General features: G+C 73.6%; 15 protein-coding genes and 1 tRNA gene. 5 read left to right on the forward strand and 11 right to left on the reverse strand.

What is annotated here, in order from left to right; translation table 11 throughout:
* Positions 1-18 precede the first annotated feature (18 nt).
* Both AC2RP6_RS08865 and AC2RP6_RS08870 read right to left on the reverse strand, forming a co-directional pair.
* Positions 19-930, reverse strand: coding sequence for a hypothetical protein (locus AC2RP6_RS08865; RefSeq protein ID WP_486445703.1), 912 nt, complete (start codon positions 928-930; stop codon positions 19-21).
* Positions 927-2339: a phenylacetate--CoA ligase family protein gene (locus tag AC2RP6_RS08870; protein WP_486445704.1), complete on the reverse strand. Its 1413-nt coding sequence runs from the start codon at positions 2337-2339 to the stop codon at positions 927-929. Before AC2RP6_RS08870 ends, AC2RP6_RS08865 begins: the two co-directional genes overlap by 4 nt.
* Positions 2340-2707: 368 nt before the next feature.
* Between AC2RP6_RS08870 and AC2RP6_RS08875 the strand changes: the two genes are divergently transcribed.
* On the forward strand, positions 2708-3568 hold the full coding sequence (locus AC2RP6_RS08875; RefSeq protein ID WP_486445705.1) for an IclR family transcriptional regulator: 861 nt from the start codon (positions 2708-2710) through the stop codon (positions 3566-3568).
* 54 nt (positions 3569-3622) lie between these two features.
* On the opposite strand, the gene AC2RP6_RS08880 is transcribed toward AC2RP6_RS08875, so the two are convergent.
* Positions 3623-4195 carry a GNAT family N-acetyltransferase gene (locus tag AC2RP6_RS08880; RefSeq protein ID WP_486445706.1) on the reverse strand — a complete coding sequence of 191 codons (573 nt, stop codon included), beginning with the start codon at positions 4193-4195 and terminating at the stop codon, positions 3623-3625.
* A 225-nt stretch (positions 4196-4420) separates the two neighbouring features.
* Here AC2RP6_RS08880 and AC2RP6_RS08885 point away from each other — a divergent pair, with 225 nt between their 5' ends.
* The 4 genes from AC2RP6_RS08885 (at position 4421) to AC2RP6_RS08900 (ending at position 9798) form a co-directional block, all read left to right on the forward strand.
* Positions 4421-5635 carry a cytochrome P450, cyclodipeptide synthase-associated gene (locus AC2RP6_RS08885; protein ID WP_486445707.1) on the forward strand — a complete coding sequence of 405 codons (1215 nt, stop codon included), beginning with the start codon at positions 4421-4423 and terminating at the stop codon, positions 5633-5635.
* A 107-nt stretch (positions 5636-5742) separates the two neighbouring features.
* On the forward strand, positions 5743-6135 hold the full coding sequence (locus AC2RP6_RS08890; RefSeq protein WP_486445708.1) for a nuclear transport factor 2 family protein: 393 nt from the start codon (positions 5743-5745) through the stop codon (positions 6133-6135).
* 118 nt (positions 6136-6253) lie between these two features.
* A complete protein-coding gene (locus AC2RP6_RS08895) occupies positions 6254-8269 on the forward strand; it encodes an ATP-binding protein (RefSeq protein ID WP_486445709.1) in 2016 nt (671 codons plus the stop codon).
* Positions 8270-8448: 179 nt separating this feature from the next.
* On the forward strand, positions 8449-9798 hold the full coding sequence (locus AC2RP6_RS08900) for a carotenoid oxygenase family protein (protein WP_486445710.1): 1350 nt from the start codon (positions 8449-8451) through the stop codon (positions 9796-9798).
* A gap of 137 nt (positions 9799-9935) precedes the next feature.
* Here the strand turns inward: AC2RP6_RS08900 and AC2RP6_RS08905 are convergent.
* From AC2RP6_RS08905 to AC2RP6_RS08940, 8 genes are all read right to left on the reverse strand, one after another.
* A tRNA-Pro gene (locus tag AC2RP6_RS08905) sits at positions 9936-10009 on the reverse strand.
* Between the two features lie 196 nt (positions 10010-10205).
* Entirely contained in the window at positions 10206-10751 is a 546-nt protein-coding gene (locus tag AC2RP6_RS08910; protein WP_486445711.1) for a GAF domain-containing protein, read from the reverse strand.
* Entirely contained in the window at positions 10751-11350 is a 600-nt protein-coding gene (locus AC2RP6_RS08915) for a GTP-binding protein (protein ID WP_486445712.1), read from the reverse strand. The genes AC2RP6_RS08910 and AC2RP6_RS08915 overlap by 1 nt, the downstream gene beginning before the upstream one ends.
* Positions 11328-11786, reverse strand: coding sequence for a DUF742 domain-containing protein (locus tag AC2RP6_RS08920; RefSeq protein ID WP_486445713.1), 459 nt, complete (start codon positions 11784-11786; stop codon positions 11328-11330). The genes AC2RP6_RS08915 and AC2RP6_RS08920 overlap by 23 nt, the downstream gene beginning before the upstream one ends.
* Positions 11783-12217 carry a roadblock/LC7 domain-containing protein gene (locus AC2RP6_RS08925; RefSeq protein WP_486450265.1) on the reverse strand — a complete coding sequence of 145 codons (435 nt, stop codon included), beginning with the start codon at positions 12215-12217 and terminating at the stop codon, positions 11783-11785. Before AC2RP6_RS08925 ends, AC2RP6_RS08920 begins: the two co-directional genes overlap by 4 nt.
* Before the next feature lie 17 nt (positions 12218-12234).
* Positions 12235-14169, reverse strand: coding sequence for a sensor histidine kinase (locus AC2RP6_RS08930; protein ID WP_486445714.1), 1935 nt, complete (start codon positions 14167-14169; stop codon positions 12235-12237).
* 261 nt (positions 14170-14430) lie between these two features.
* Positions 14431-15672, reverse strand: a complete 1242-nt coding sequence (locus AC2RP6_RS08935) for an MBL fold metallo-hydrolase (protein WP_486445715.1) — start codon at positions 15670-15672, stop codon at positions 14431-14433.
* Positions 15673-15785: 113 nt separating this feature from the next.
* On the reverse strand, positions 15786-16571 hold the full coding sequence (locus tag AC2RP6_RS08940; protein ID WP_486445716.1) for an SGNH/GDSL hydrolase family protein: 786 nt from the start codon (positions 16569-16571) through the stop codon (positions 15786-15788).
* Positions 16572-16638 lie beyond the last annotated feature (67 nt).

Here is a 16638-nt window from a genome sequence, read left to right on the forward strand (position 1 = left end):
GCCCCCGGCCGTGCCCGCTCAGGCCGCCGGCCGGGCCCCGGCGCGTAGGGGAGCCGGCCGCGGCACGTCCGCGCGGTCCCGGCGGAAGACGATGTCGGCCATCCGGCGCTCCGGCCCCCGGCGGCGCAGGACCTGGTACGCCACGAAGGCCGCCGGCCCGAAGAAGACCTGGGCCGGGATGATGCCGGGGGCATCGCCGGTGGCCGCGGAGATCAGGTGCAGGGCGGCCACCGGCGCCACCGCCCCGAAGAGCACGACCAGGGCGATCCCGGTCCGCAGCCCGGTCCGGCCGTACGCCTTGTAGGCGGTGGTCGTGAAGAGGGCGTAGGCCAGCAGGTCGCCCATGCCGACGACGGCGCCGAGGTCCTGCCCGATGCGCAGGCCCGCGGCCGGCGCGTACGGATAGCCCTGGACGGCGTCGGCCAGCTCCTGGGTCAGCGGGACGACCCACGCGAAGAAGGCGTCGTAGGCGGCGAGGGCGAGCAGGAACCACGCCACGTTCTTCAGCCGCATGCCGCCCTGGACGTTGAGGTTCGTGGCGGAGACGACGACCAGGCCGACGACGCAGCTGTTCGCCACCCAGTACGGCGGCGCCGTCTCGCCGAAGGCCAGGTGCGTGACGAGGACGCTCGCGATCAGCGCGGTGATCAGCGCCCAGCGCAGCCTGCCGTTGCCGATGACCGGCTGGTAGCCGACGGACAGTCCGCCCGCGAAGACCAGGGCGAGCACGACGGGGAGGACGGCGCCCGGCAGGGCGAGGTAGACGTACGGCAGGGCCAGGACGAAGCCCATCATCATGAAGATGTCCCGGCCGTTGAAGACGCCGACGGGCGGCCTCGCCGTGCGGACGGCACGGAAGTAGGCGATGGTGCCGACGACGACCGCGAGGGCCAGGGCGGCGGTGACCGCGAGCTGGAAGAAGACCGTCATGCGTGGCTCCGGGTGAAGGTGTGCTCCAACAGGTCACAGCGCAGGGGGAAGCGGCGCGCGGCCTCCTCGTCGTCCAGCGGCAGGACGGTGACGCGCGCGTCGATGTCCCGCGCGAGCAGCCGCCCGGTCACCTCGGCGGCGGTCGCGGTCCGCGAGGCGACCTCCACGTGGAGCCGGCCGTCGGCCCCGACCTGCGCCCGGTGGCGCAGCGGCCACGGCATGCCCGGGGTGCCGTCCAGGGCCTCGACGACGTCGCGGGGCGTCACGACCGCGTCGGCGGTGCGCAGCAGGGTGCCGGCCTTGCCGAGGATCTGCGAGACGGCGGGCACGGCGGCGAGTTCGCAGTCCGGTTCGCCCTCCAGGGTGCGGACGACGTCGCCGGTGTTGTACCGCAGCACCGGCATGCACTCCCGGTAGGGGTAGTACGGCGTGACGGTCAGTTCCCCGAGCTGCCCCGGGGCGACGGGCTCGCCCGTGTCGAGGTCCAGCACCTCGGTGTACCCCATGTTGGGGTCGATGTGGAGGTGGTGGTGGCTGCAGGTGCGGCCGCCGACGGGCAGCAGTTCGGTCATGCCGAAGTTGTCGCCGATGGTCTCGGCGCCGAAGGTCTCGCGCAGCGCCCGGACGAAGGCCGGTGACACGATCTCGCCGCCGGCGTAGATCGACCGGAGACCGAAGTCGTCCGGTCCGTAGCCGCGTCGGCGTGCCGCCGTGAGCATCCGGGCGAGGTAGCTGGGGTTGCCGGTGAGCAGGGTGGGGCGGGTGCCGTTGCCGCCGAGCAGGTGCTCGACGGACTCCTCGGGCGGGACCTGTCCGACGACGTGGCAGGAGGCGTTCACGAGCCGGCAGACCTCCACGTCCTCCTGCACGGCGGCCGTCGCCCGGGAGCTGAGGTTGATCTGCATCCGGTCGCCGGGGCGGATGTCGCCGCGCAGGACGACGGACAGCGCGATCAGCGCCGGCCAGAGTTCCATCTCGTAGCGGGACAGCCACATCCGGACGGGGCGGCCGGTGGTGCCGGTCGTCTGGGTGGCCAGGTAGGGGGTGCTGCACAGGAAGTCGGCGGGGCGCTCGATCAGGTCGGCCTTGCGGGTGACCGGGATCCGGGTGAGCGTCTCGGTGGTCAGTCCGTCGAGGTCGATGCCGGCGAGGCGCTCGCGGTAGAAGGGCGAACGCCGGGCGAGGCGGCGCACGGTCCGCTGGAGCGCCCGGTTCTGCAGGTCCCGCCGCTCGTCCGGGTCGGCGAACGGCCCGTCGGCGAGTTCGTCGACGTCGTCGCCGAGCGAGCCGAACTCCTCGAGCGTGGCGAGGGCGTCGGCAACCAGCCGCTCCACGGCCCGTACGTTCAGCTTCCGGCCGAACACCATGGCCATCGCCACCCGGACCTGCCGGACACCGGTCTCCAGCACTCGTGCCTCCTTGGAACGTGAAGAAAAGGGGTGGGGGCGGCGCGCCGCCCCCACCCCCCGAATCTGCGTCAGCTGGCAGAGCAAGAACCGAAGAAGACGGCCGTCATGGCACCCATGACGTACTTGAACTGCTTGGCGCTGGTCTTGATCGCGCTCATCGGAACCTCCTTGTGTCGCTCCTGGCGGACGGGCGTTCCGTGCCCGGTGAGGGCCCGGTCCGTGCGTCCCTGGGTGACAACACCCTGGCGCGATCGAGATGCACCGGCAATGATCTGGTCCGTTCAACGGACCGGCGGAAGCGGAGGGCGGCACCACCGTTCTTGCTGATGGGCCGGGACGAACGGGGAGTTACGGACACCATCCGACCGATGGCTTCCGTACGGAAGGGGGAACCGCTCATGGCCAGATCCGGCACTGAGGGGCGGGGTGTACTGGAGGGCGCGTTCGCGCTCATGGAGGTGCTCGCGCACGGCGACGAAGTGGGCCTGACCAGGCTGGCGGCGGACGCCGAACTGCCCAAGGCGACGGCGCACCGGCTGCTCGGGCAACTGGTGGCGCTCGGCGCGGTGCAGAGCTGTTCGGGGCGCTACCGGCTGGGGCCGAGGACGTTCCGGCTGGGGCAGGCCTGGCACCCGGCGCGGGCGTTGCGGGCCGCCTCGGCGCGCCCCCTGCGTGAACTCGCCTCACTGAGCGGCAGGTTGACCGTCAGCCTGTCCGTTCCCGAGGCGGGGCACGCGATCGTGGTGGGGAGCACGCGCAGTGAGGTGGACGACGTCCTCGCCTTGCATCCGGGGGCGGTCCTGCCGCCCGGGAGTGCGGCCGAGCTGATCCTGACGGCGTCGTCCGGCCCGGCGGCGGACCCGCCGGCGGGATGGTCGCGGGCCGCGTGGTCGCGGGAGGCGGCCCGGGCCCGGGAGCAGGGCACGGCCTTCCAGTACGGGCAGTGCGTGAGCGCGTTGTCGTGCGTGGCAGCGCCGGTGTTCTCGGACGCCGGGCACGTGGTGGCGGCGCTGGCGGCGACCGCGCTGGACAGCAGGCAGATCGCCCCGCTGGGCGAGGCCGTGGTCCGTACGGCCTCGATGGTCAGCGCCAACCTGTCCAGGCTGCCCGCCCCGACGGCGCGGCCGCGCCGCGAGTGGGAGCCCGCCCCGGGCCCGGCCGCGGGTGCGGCCGCGGGTGGGGCCGGCCGGGGGCCGCACGCCGTGCTGGCACCGGCCCGGCGGCACTGACGGGCGGGGTGGGGGCGGCGGCGGTCGCCCCCACCCGACGGCGCGACGGGGACATCAGCGCAGGTCGAGGCGCATCACGACCCGGGGGTGGCCGGCCAGCACCGAGGTGGTGTCGGCGGCGTGCACGAAGCCGGCCCGTTCGAAGTTCTTCCGCAGACCGGCGTACGCCATCGTCAGGTCGACCCGGGCCTCGCCGTTGTCGAGGGGGTACGCCTCGACGGCCGGTGCGCCGTGGGCGCGGGCGAACTCGACCGCGCCGGCGATGAGGGCGTGCGAGAGGCCCTTCTTGCGGTGGCCGGGGCGGACCCGGATGCACCACAGCGACCACACCGGCAGGTCGTCGACGTGCGGGATCGTGCGGCTGCGGGCGAACGAGGTGTCCGCGCGCGGGGCCACGGCGGCCCAGCCGACCGGCTCGCCGTCCTCGTGGGCGAGGACGCCGGGAGGGGTGCCGCTGCGGCACAGTCCGGCGACGTACTCGCCCCGGGCCGGGCCGCGCAGTTCGTTGTTGAGCCGCGCCGGGATCCGGTAGCTGAGGCACCAGCAGACGTTGGCCCCGGGGGACTTCGGTCCGAGCAGGGTGCGTACGTCCTCGATGACCGACGCGGGGCGGACTTCGATGGTCATGGGGCAACAGTGCCACGAGTGACGGCCGGTCACTGGCCCCTCCGGAGACGGGTCACCGACCGTCCGGCGGCAGGTCACCGACCGGCGGGTACGACCGATTGTTCGTTCGGCGCCGGTACTATCCCTCGGATTCCGGGCCGGCCGGACCCGCCCGTTCCCCCGCCCGCACGATGCGTCACCTTCGAGAGGTCGCCGAACATGCCCCTGGCAACTCCCCGTTTCAGCGTGCTGTCCGATGAATTCGCCGCCGCACCGCACCGGTTCTACGCCCGGCTGAGGGAGCGGACCCCGGTCCACCACGAGCCGGCGATCGACAGCTGGTTCGTCTCCCGCCACGAGGACGTGAAACGGGTGCTGACGGACCACGAGGCCTTCACCACCGAGATGTTCCAGGTGCGCGCCGAGCCGGTGATGCGCGGGCGGGTCCTCGCCCAGATGACCGGCGCGGAGCACACCGCCAAGCGCAGGATCGTCGTGCGGGGCTTCACCGGGGCCGCGCTCGAAGCCCAGGTGCACGCCATCCGCGCCAATGCCGCCGAGCTCCTGGCCCCCTTCCTCCCCCGCGGCCGGATGGACCTGGTCAACGACTTCGGCAAGCCGTTCGCCGTCCACGTGGCCCTCGACGTCCTCGGCCTGGACCGGGCCGACTGGCAGCGGGTGGCCGAGTGGCACGCGGGCGTGGCCGAGTTCGTCACCAGCCTGGCCCTCACCCCCGAGCGCCGCCGCCACTGCCTGGACTGCGCCGAGCAGTTGGAGGCCTACCTCCTCCCCGTGATCGAGCAGCGGCGCCGCCACCCCGGCGAGGACCTGATATCGGACCTGTGCACCGCGGAGTTCGACGGTGTCACCATGAGCGACGGCGATGTCGTCGCCCTGATCCTCAACGTGCTGATCGCCGCCGCCGAGCCCGCGGACAAGACCCTCGCGCTGCTCTTCCGGCACCTGATAGAGCACCCCGAGCAGCTCGCCGAGGTCCGCCGGGACCCGGACCTGCTGGGTGCGGCGATCGCCGAAACCCTGCGTCTCACCCCGCCCGTGCAGCTCATCCCGCGCCAGGCGGAGGCGGACGCCGTGTTCGCGGGCACCACCGTCCCGGCCGGAGCCACCGTCTTCTGCATGATCGGTGCGGCCAACCGCGACCCGGAGGCGTTCACGGACCCGGACACCTTCGACCTCCACCGTGCGGACCTGGGCACGGCCCGCTCGTTCACCGCGGCCGCCCAGCACCTGGCCTTCGGGAGCGGACTCCACCAGTGCGTCGGCGCGGCCTTCGCCCGCGCCGAGATCGAGACCGTCGCCGCGATGCTCCTGCCCCTGCTGGACGAGGTCCGCTACAGCCCCGGGTTCCACTACCGGGAGAGCGGCCTGTACACGCGGGGCCCGGTCGCCCTCTCACTGGACTTCACTCCCGTGCCCGACAGTGGAACCTGCCGCGGCTGACGCCCCTCTTGCAGGGCGGCACCGGCCGGAACGTGCCGTGCCCGTACTCCCCGGCTGCGCACAGCCGGTCACGGACCACCCCCCACCCCCCATAGGCGAAGACGACGATGACATCGACCGACATCACCCGAGCCATCACCGACCTGCTGTTCACCCCCGGCCTCGACCTCAACGAGGCCGTCGACCGGCATTTCACCCCCGACTACCGCCAGCGCACCGACGGCGTCTGGAGCGACCGGACCGACTTCGTGCAGCACATGACGCGACTGCGCACCCTGGTCCGCGAGGGACGCATCGAGGTCCACGACGAGCTGCGTGACGGACCGCGCTACGCCGACCGGCACACCGTCACCCTCACCCGGTTCAACGGCCGCACCTCCAGCACCGAGGTCTACCTCTTCGCCCGGATGGCTCCCGACGGCCGCTTCCAGTCCGTGGAGGAGACCACCCTCCTGGTCACCGGCCACCCCGACGACGGGAACCTCGGCAGCGTCAGGTGACGCGGCGAACCGGGGCTCCGGCAGGGGCTCCGACGAGGACGACCGACCCAGGAGAGAGCGCTCTCCGCGCCCGCGGGCACGGAGGGCCGGTGCTGTCGCAAGGAGGATGCAAAAGATCATGGTGTCCGTAGGAGAAAGACTCAGCAGGGCCCGGGTCCAGGCCTTCATCGGCCGCGAGGAACAACTCGGGCTCTTCGGCGCGGCGTTGACCGGTGAGCCGCAGGCCCCCTTCGCGTTCTACGTGTGCGGGCCGGGCGGCATCGGGAAGTCGACGCTGCTGCGCCGTCTGGCCGACCACGCCCGGGACTCGGGCCGGCTGCTCGTCGAGCTCGACGGCAGGTTCGTCAGCCGCGACCCGGCCGATTTCGAGCACGCGGCCGGCCCGTTCCTCGACGTTCCGGGCACGGTCCTGTTCGTGGACTCCTTCGACCACTGCCAGTGGCTGGAGAGCTGGCTGTGGCACCACTTCCTGCCCCGTGCGGCGGACGACACCCTCGTCGTCCTGGCCGGACGGCGCGCCCCGCAGCCGCAGTGGACCGCCGACCCGGCCTGGTCCCGGCTGCTGCACGTGACCGAACTGGAGCCGTTCTCCGCCGAACAGGCCCTGAGCCTGCTGGTCGCGGCGGAGATCCGCCCCGAACTGCGCGAGCGCGTACTCCGGTTCGCCGGAGGCAACCCGCTGGCGCTGTCCCTGGCCGCCGCGGCCGGATCGGCGGGCTGCGCCAGGGAGGAGATCTGGGCCCCGTCCGCGGACGTCCTGCGCACCCTGCTGGCGGGGCTGATCGGCGAGGTCCCCACGGCGGCCCACCGCCGGGCCCTGGAGGTGGCGGCGCAGGCCCACTCGACGTCCGAGGAACTGCTGTCCTGCGTGCTGCCCGATGAGGACGCCCACCAGCTGTTCTCCTGGCTGCGGGACCTGCCCTTCATGGAGTCCACGGACCGCGGACTCCACCCGCACGACGCGGCGCGCGAGACCTTGGCCGCCGACCTGCGCTGGCGCGCCCCCAACGCGTTCGACTCGATCCGCCGACGCCTCGCGGACGAATACCTGCGCATCCTGCGCGAGGCGCCCGAGGAGCGGGTGTGGACCGTCACCGACGAACTCTTCTACCTCTTCCGGGAGGGCGAGACCCTGGCCAGGCTGCGCACCTGGTCGCGTGACGACGAGCTGCACGACCGTCCTCTGCACCCCGAGGACATGGACGTCGTGCTGCGGATGGCGGAGGAGACCGAGGGGCCCGCCTCGGCCGAGCTGGTCCGCCACTGGGCTCGGCGCCAACCGCAGGCCTTCAGCGTCTACCGTCGCGTGAGCACGGGCCGCATCGTCGCCTTCACGGCCCGGCTCGTCCTGCCCGCACCCCCCGACCCCGAGGACCTCGCCGCCGATCCCGTCGTCGCCGCCGCGTGGCGGTACACGGAGGCCACCGCACCGGTGAGTCCCGGCGAACACATCGGGATCAGCCGGTTCTCGGTGTACCCCGAGCGCTACCAGGTCCCCTCGCGCGTCATCGACCTGAGCAGCTCCCGGGCCCAGGCGGAGGCGGCCCGCGCCCGCGGCCGCGCCTACGGTTTCGCCGTCTTCCAGGACGCCGAGGCGTGGGCCGAACGCGTCAGGGGCACGCTGCACGACACCGGGGAGCGCCCCAGGGTCGGCGAGCACACCTACGGGCTGTTCGGCGTCGACTGGCGCGAGGTCCCGGTGGAGGCCTGGCTCCACCGCTTCATATCGAACCCCGACGTGCAGGTCCCGTCGGCGCCGTCGGCCCTCTCGCGGACGGCCTTCGACCAGGCGGTGCGCGAGGCGCTGGCGCACTGGCGCGACGCGAACGCCTTCGCCGCCTGCGCCCTGCTGCGTACGCGTCTGGCGGCCGACCTCGGCGATCCCGTCGAGGAGTTGCGCACGCTGCTGCGCGAGAGCGTCGACGCCCTCGCCGGTGACCCGCGCGGGGTGCGCGCCCGCGACGCCCTGACCGCGGGGTACCTCTCCGGTGTGCCGACGCAGGAGGGCGCCGCCCGCCGCCTCGGCCTCCCGTACGGCACCTACCGCCGTCATCTGCGCCAGGGCCTGGACCTCCTCGCCGGGTCCCTGTGGCAGCGGGAGCTGGCCGGCCCGCGCCAGGGGGCCTCCGGCTAGGGTGCCGGCCGGCGGGGCGGGGGTGGACAGGTGCGGACAGCAGTGGACACCCCTCCCCGCCGGCGGGCCTGGATAGTGGACACCGGGCGACGCGAGTCTGGGCGCCACGGGCACAGCACGCAGCCGGAGGGACCGGCCGGCTGCTGCCCCGCTCACCCCCTCACGAAAGAGATCGCGTCATGACCACTGTGAACCCGCCTTACCTGACCGGCCATTTCACTCCCGTGGTGGAGGAGGTCACCGCCACCGGCCTGGCCGTCGAAGGCACCCTCCCGCCCGAACTGACCGGCCGCCTCATCCGCAACGGGCACAACCCCAAGCCCGGGATCACCCCCACCCACTGGTTCAAGGGCAGCGGCATGGTCCACGGCATCCGCCTCCGGAACGGGCGCGCCGAGTGGTACCGCAACCGCTGGGTCCGCACCCCCGCCCTGGACGGGGCCCCCTACATGACCGACCGGGGACCGGACCTGACGGCCAGTGCGGCGGGCACCCACATCATCGAGCACGGCGGCCGGCTGCTGGCATTGTGCGAGGCCAACCTGCCCTTCGAGCTCGACGGCGACCTCGACACCATCGGCGCCTACGACTTCGACGGCAAGCTCCGCACCGCGATGACCGCCCACCCCAAGGAGGACCCCGTCACCGGCGAGCTCCACTTCTTCGGCTCCTCGCCCGTCCCCCCGTTCCTGACCTACCACGTCGCCGACGCCAAGGGCGCCCTCGTCCACAGCGCCGAGGTCCCCGGTGCGAGCGCCGCCCTCAAGCACGACTTCGCCCTCACCCGCGGCCACGTCGTCTTCGTCGAGGGCAACGTCACCTTCGACCCCACCGACCACTCCGGCATCCCCTACGGCTGGAGCGACGAGCAGCCCTCCCGCATCGGCGTCATGCCCCGCGGGGCCGACGGGCACCACCACGTCCGCTGGTTCTCCATCGAACCGGGCAACATGCTCCACGTCTCCAACGCCTACGAGGACGGCCGGGGCCGCATCGTCCTCGAAGGCCCGACCGTGGACCGCGAGGGCTTCCGCCTGTCCTGGAACTGGTGGATCGGCGCCCCCGGCCGCGGCAGCGAACCCGTCGCCCGCTCCTACACCCGCCGCTGGACCATCGACCTCACCGCCGGCACCGTCGACGAACACATCATCGACGACCTGCCCGTGGAGTTCCCGACCCTGAACGAGGAGTACCTGGGCAGCGAGAACCGCTACCAGTACGCCATCGCCTTCCCCGACGAGAACGGCCTCGGCGGCTACGGCCTGGTCAAGTACGACCGCACCACCGGCGCCCGCCGCATCCACCAGGTCGGCGACGCCCGCCTGCCCAGCGAAGCCGTCTACGTCCCCGCGGCCGGCGCCACCAACGAGGACGACGGCTACCTCCTCACCGTCGTCTCCGACCTCAAGCAGGACACCTCGCAGCTCCTCGTCCTCGACGCCGCCGGCCTCGACCGCATCGCCACCGTGCACCTCCCCCACCGCGTCGCCGCCGGCCTCCACGGGTCCTGGATCCCCAACCCCGCCTGACCCCGCCCGCACCACTCGGGGGCCGTCCGCCGCGCGCTGGACGGCCCCTCGGCGCAGCAACCGGAGCACGGAGCCCGAACGCACGAAAGGCCGTCCTCTCGTGTGAGAGAACGGCCTCCGACCTGCGAAGAGCAGAGTCGGGACGACAGGATTTGAACCTGCGACCCCTTGACCCCCAGTCAAGTGCGCTACCAAGCTGCGCCACGTCCCGATACCCGCTGACCTGGGGTTTCCCCTGGCCGAACGCGCATGAGAACGATACCGCATTTCCGTGGGTGGTCGCGCGCGCCTTTCCGTCATCGCGTCACGGCCGGGTCAGGCGGTGCCGCCGGTCAGCTCCGGATGGGCCGCGACCAGGCGTTCCGGGTCTGCCCGGCGCCACGAGTCGATCGCTGCGACAGCCGCGCTCACGCGCGCCGGTCCTCCCGCTCGTGCAGCAGGTCCACCAGCTCCGCCGCCAGCTCCTTCGCGGTGGCGAGTCCTTCCGTCCCCCACCGCCGCGGCACCACGTCCACCGCGCACACCGTGCCGAGCACGATCCCGCGCCGGTCGGTGAGCGGCGCCCCCAGGTAGGAACGGATCCCGCTCCCGTCCACCACCGCGTTCCCGGCGAACCGGGCGAAATCGCATACGTCCTCCAGCACCAGCGCGCGCCGGCGCACCACCACGTGCGGGCAGTAGCCGTGGTCGCGGGCCAGGACCCGCGCCGGGTAACCGCTCTCCGGGGCGTCGGCCGCGTGGTGCAGGCCGGCGAAGAACTGCCGCTCCTCGCCGACGAAGTTCACCCCCGCGTGGGGAGCGGCGAGGGTTTCCGCGACGCGACGCGCGAAGGCGTCGAGTTCGGTGTCCACCCGCTCCCCCAGGCCCAGTTCGCGCAGCCGGACGGCCCGCGCGGGAGCCTCCCGGTCCACGGGCGTGAGCAGCAGGTGTCCGGTCGATTCGTAGTAGAGCATCAGGTTTCCCCCACCTCGATTGCGGATGACGCCGACGACGAAAGGCACAGCAGGTGACGGACCAGGGCGACCAGCGTCACGGTCCCGGAGCCGGTCAGACGCGCGTCGCACCGTACGACGGGCACCTCGGGCCCCAGCCCCACCGCGTCCCGGACCTCGTCGGGCGTGTAGCGGTGGCAGCCGTCGAACTCGTTGACGGCGACGATGAAGCCGATCCCGCGCCGCTCGAAGAAGTCCACGGCCGGGAAGCAGTCCGCGAGGCGGCGGGTGTCCGCGAGCACCACCGCCCCCAGCGCGCCCCGGCACAGCTCCTCCCACAGGAACCAGAAGCGGTGCTGGCCGGGCGTGCCGAAGAGGTAGAGGACGTGGCGGTCGTCCAGGGTGATCCGCCCGAAGTCGAGCGCCACGGTCGTGGTGGTCTTGGCCTCGACGCCGTGCAGCGGGTCGGCGCCCGCGCCGAGGTCGCTGAGCAGTTCCTCCGTGCTCAGCGGTTCGATCTCGCTCACCGCGCCCACGAAGGTGGTCTTGCCCGCCCCGAAACCGCCCGCGACCAGGATCTTCAGGGTGACCGGGGCGTCACAGTCGTCTGCGGAGGCCATCGAGCACCGCCAGGAGGAGGGACTGGTCATCGGCGGCGAACGACCCTCCGCCCGGGAACCTCGGGGCCTGCGCCACGACGGCTCCGTACTCCACGAGGTCGGACAGCAGCACCTTCACCACCGCGGCGGGGAGCCGCAACTGCCCCGCCACCTCGGCGACGGTGACAGCGGCGGCTCCGGCGCACAACCGCAGCGCGAAGGTGTGCTCGGCCCCGAGCGGGACGCGCGGGCGCACCCCGGTCGCGGTCATCCGCGACAGCAGGTCGAGCGCGATGCCCGGTCTGGTCCGGCCGCCGCTGGCCGTGTACGGGCGGATGACCCGCCCCGCCGATCCGTCGCGCCACGGCGTGTCCCGCCCCTTTCCGTACGCCCCGTGCGTGCCCTGCGTCCCGTATGCCCCGTGTGTCCCGTGCGCCCCCCTGCCCCGGGCCCTCATCGCTCCACGTTCGCGGCGGACCGCCGGGGTGCGGCCGAAAGGTACGGCCGGACGCTCTTGACCAGCATCGCCATCTCGTAGCCGAGGACGCCGGCGTCGGCCTCGCGGTCGGCGAGGACGGCCAGGCAGGTGCCGGATCCGGCGGCGGAGACGAAGACGAGGGCGGTGTCGAGCTCGACGACCACCTGCCGCACCTCGGCGCCGTCGCCGAAGCGGGCGCCGGCGCTGCGGCCGAGGGAGTACAGGCCGGAGGCGAGGGCCGCCAGGTGGTCGGCGCTGTCGGGGTCCAGGCCGTGCGCGCAGCTCACGAGCCCGTCGGCGGTGAGCAGTACGGCGCTGCGGGTGTACGGGACGCGTTGGACCAGGCCGCTGAGCAGCCAGTCGAGGTCCGAGAGCCGGCCGCCGGTCTTCGTCGCCACTTCGCCGCCCATGGTGGTGCGCTCCTTCGTCATACCTGGTTCTCCGACTGCGCGAGGCCGAAGCCCCGTTGGAAGGCGGCCATGAGGCCGGGGTCGTGTACGGGCTGCTCGGTGTCCGCGTGGGCCGGGGGCCGCGGTGCGGGTGCCTCGCGCAACTGGGGCGCGAGGTGCGACTGGGCCCGGCGCCGCGGCAACAGGGGCCGCTCGCCCGGCCCCGCCCCGGAATCCGCCCTGCCGTCCGCGCTGGTGTCCGCCCCTGGTGCGTCCCACGCCGCGTCCCCGTGCCCGGCCGGGGCCTCGGCTGCGGGCGGAGCCGCGACCTGCGGTCCCGCACCGAACGCGGCCTCCGGCCCGGGCACGCCCGACGCCTCGCCACCGACCACCGTCCACGACGCCGCGGCCGTGTCCGGCCCCCGCTCGGCCGGCCACCCCGCAGAAGGCGCAGCCTGGGCCACGCCCGCCCACCCGGCCGACGGTTCGCCGGCCCGGACCTGCTCGGCCGGGTCGCACCCGGACGCACGGCCCGGTGCGCGCTCGTCCGGCGGTGGGCCGCCGGGTACGGGCCACGGCTCGGCCACCGCGTCCGGGCCGGGATGCGCCACGGGAGGGGGGCCGCCGGGCCATGCCTCCGAGGTGCGGTCGGAGGGCGGCCGGGCCGGCTCCGGCCGGGGGGCCGGGATGGTGGGTGCGGCCTGCGACCTGCGCGGCATCGGCATCGGCATCCGGGCCGGCTCCAGCGGCGGCGTCACCCGTGAGCCCTCGGCCGCCTCCCCGCCCAGCAGGTCCTGCGGCAGCACCAGGACCGCCAGGACACCCCCGTAGATGTTCGACTTGAGCTCGACCGCGATCCCGTGCCGGCGGGCCAGCGCCGAGACGACGTACAGGCCGATCCGCCCGTCCGCGAGCAGGCTCCGGACGCTGATCTGGTCGGGGTCCGCGAGCAAGGCGTTCATCCGGTGCTGCTCCTCGGCGGGCATGCCCAGTCCGCGGTCCTCGACCTCGACCGCGATCCCGGCGGTGACCCGCTCCGCGCGCAGCACGACGTCGGTGTCGGGAGGGGAGAACACCGTGGCGTTCTCGACGAGTTCGGCCAGCAGGTGCACGACGTCCGCGACCGCGTGTCCGCGTACGCTGCCGCCCGCCGGCGGTACGACCTTGACCCGGGTGTACTGCTCGACCTCCGCGACCGAGGAACGGAGCACTTCGCTCAGGTCGATCGGGCGCGTCCACTGGCGGCGCGACGCCGCACCGCCCAGCACCGCGAGGTTCTCGGCGTGGCGGCGGATCCGCGTGGCGAGGTGGTCGACGTGGAAGAGGTCCCTGAGCAGGTCGGGGTCCTCGACCGTGTCCTCCAGGTCGTCCAGCAGCGAGATCTCGCGGTGGACGAGGGACTGGAGCCGGCGCGCGAGGTTGACGAAGACCTCGACCTTGCGCTCGCTGTCGGACGGGGTGACCGGTCCGGCGAGCCGGACGAGGGCCGTGTGGGCCTGTTCGCGGGCACCGCGCAGCTCCTGGGAGAGCAGCCAGAACTCGTCGACTCCGGCCGGGTCGCCGCCGGGTAGCGGCGCGTTCGGGCTGCCGCGGACCGGCCGCGGCGGGGTCTCGCCCCGTTCCAGCCGTTCGGCGGCCGTCCGCAGCTCCTGGCGGCCGCGCACGCTGGAGCGGCGCAGTGCCTCGCATCGGTCCCGTACGGCCTTGGCGGCGCGTTGGGCGCCGAGCAGGGCAGCGGCCAGCGCCCCGAGCACGAGCAGGGCGCAGCCGGTGAGGACCGGCCAGAGCCGGGCGTCGCGGTCACCGGCCCCACCGCCGAGCTGGAGAGTGAAGATCACCGCGGCGGCGCCGCTCAGGGCGGCGGCGAGCGTGGGCAGGAGGGCGGCTCGTACCAACTGGGGGCGTATCTGCCGGGCGGGACCGGTGACGGCGTGTCTCGACGGGGCGTGGCGGGCGGCGCGGGGTCCGGACATCGGCGTCCTCGGTACGTGGGGCCCGGCCCCCAGCGTCGCCGGGGTCCGGTGTTGATCACCGAATACCCACGCTAGACCCCACCATCCCGCCCCGGACCGCCAGTTGGCGAACTTCGCGGGGGTGCTTCCCGCTCCCGACGGAGCGCTCGCACAGCAGCCCGAATGCGCCGGTCCGCCCGCGGGTACCCGCCGGGCGCCGCCCCCGCGGCCGGACGGCGTCGGCCGTCCCGGTGCACCGGGGGGCCGACGCGAGCCGTCCCGCTAAGACCCGACGGACTCCGGCCTCTCCTGCCCGCCGGCGGCGGACGACGCCACGCGGGCCGCCGTCGCCGCGGCGCCGCCGGCCTCGTGCGCGGGCACGGCGGCGGGCCCGTCCACGGCTCCGGCCGCCGTCGCTCCGGCCACGAACGGGCGCCACCACGGTCCGCCGGGCGCGTCCGCGGCTCCGGGCTCGAACGGCTGGCCGGGAATCGGCAGCGCCACGGCCGCTCCGGCGCCCTCGGCGGCGGCCAGGGTGCCCTCTCCGGGTTCGTCCCACGGGTGCGGGGCCAGATTGAAGGTGCCCCAGTGGATCGGAAGCATCGTGCCGTGCGCGACGCCGCCCTGGAGGTCGAGGTGGGCGCGCATGCCCTCCTCGGGGGTCATGTGGATGTCGGGCCAGTACTCCGAATACGCCCCGATCTGGATCATGGTGGCGTCGAAGGGGCCGTGCGCGGCACCGATCTCCGCGAAACCGGGGAAGTAGCCGGTGTCCCCGCTGTGGTAGATCCGGTGCTCGTCGCCCGCGACCACCCACGAGGCCCACAGGGTGTGCTGCTGGTTGCGCAGGCCTCGGCCGCAGAAGTGCCGGGCGGGGGTCGCGGTGAGGGACAGCCCGCCGATCTTCGTGGTCTCGTTCCAGTCGAGCTCGCGCAGCCGGTCCGCCGGCACGCCCCAGCGCTCCAGGTGCGCACCGACTCCGAGCGGGACCGCGAAGACCGTGTCCGTACCGGCCAGCGCCTTGATCGTCGGCAGGTCAAGGTGGTCGTAGTGGTCGTGGGAGACGACCACGACGTCGACGTCGCCCAGCGCGGCCAGCGGTACCGGCACCGGGTGCAGCCGCTTGGGACCGGCGAAGGGGAAGGGGGAGCAGCGCTCACCCCACACCGGATCGAACAACACCCGGTGCCCGTCGATCTCCGCGAGCACGCTGGAGTGCCCCATCCACGTCAGGCGCAGTCCGCTGACCGGCGGCTTCGCCAGGTCGGCGAGGGTCGTCGGGTGGACCGGAATCGCAGCCCCGGGGCTGCGCCGGATCCGCTGCTCGCGGTGGAAGTAGATCTTCGCGAACTCCGCCATCGACCCCGAGGGCCTGTTCCGGGCCCCGACCGGGTTCTGGAAGACGCCGTCGGCGAAGTTCGGCGAGCGGCGGATCCGCTCCAGCCGGGCGCCGGACGGGTCCGCGCCGAAGGCTTCGGGCCGCAGGGCGCGCAGCCGCGGGCGGAGGGGACGGGAGCCGGTCAAAGCGCCTCCAGGGAGGGGTGGGGTCGGTGCGGTCGTCTCACTACGACCATCCCAACGCACACCGGCCCCGAAGGATTCCGCCTGCCGCTCCGCCCCCTCGTGCGCCCGGCCCCCTACAGCGGCAGGAGGTCCGGCCGCTTCGCCTCGACGTGATCGCCGGAGGACTCGCCGCGCAGTCGGCGGCCGATCCACGGCACCAGGTACTCGCGGGCCCACTGGATGTTGTCGCGGGTCACGTCCACCGAGCCGCGCGGGCGCAACAGCGGCCACGGCTGGTCGGGGTCGGCGGGGACCTCCAGGCCGAGCACCTGCGCGGCGCGCAGGGCGACGCGGGTGTGACCTTCGGGAGACAGGTGCAGCCGGTCGGCGTCCCAGGCGCGGCGGTCCTGCACGGACCTCAGCGACCAGAGGTCGAGGACCGGGCAGTCGTAGCGGTCGGCGATGGCGCGCACGTGCGCGCTGTACGTGGCGACCTTGCCGCGCAGGTGCTTGAGTACGGGCACCCCCCGGGTGTCGAAGCCGGTGGTGATCATGACCTGGCCGACGGCCCCGGTGAGGTCGGCCACGGCCGCCTCGAACCGTTCCGCCACGTCGTCGGGGTCGCTGCCGGGCCGGATGATGTCGTTGCCGCCCGCGCAGAAGGTGACCAGGTCCGGGGCGAGGGCCTTGGCCCTCGGTACCTGGTCCGCCACGATCTGGTCGAGGAGCTTCCCGCGTACCGCGAGGTTCGCGTACCGGAAGTCGTGCTCGTCGCGCTGATCGGCCAGGAGCACGGCGAGCCGGTCCGCCCAGCCGAGAAAAGAATCACCCGGCCCCGGGTCCCCCACGCCCTCTGTGAAGCTGTCCCCGATCGCCGCGTACGAGCCGATGGTCTTGAGTTTCGTCGTCGTCGCTGCCACGAGAACCCATCCTTCACTCCCGCGAGCAACCTACGCCAACGTAATGAGGGGTTGACGGGCCGTGATC

The sequence above is a fragment of the Streptomyces sp. WAC03905 genome, assembly GCF_057371075.1.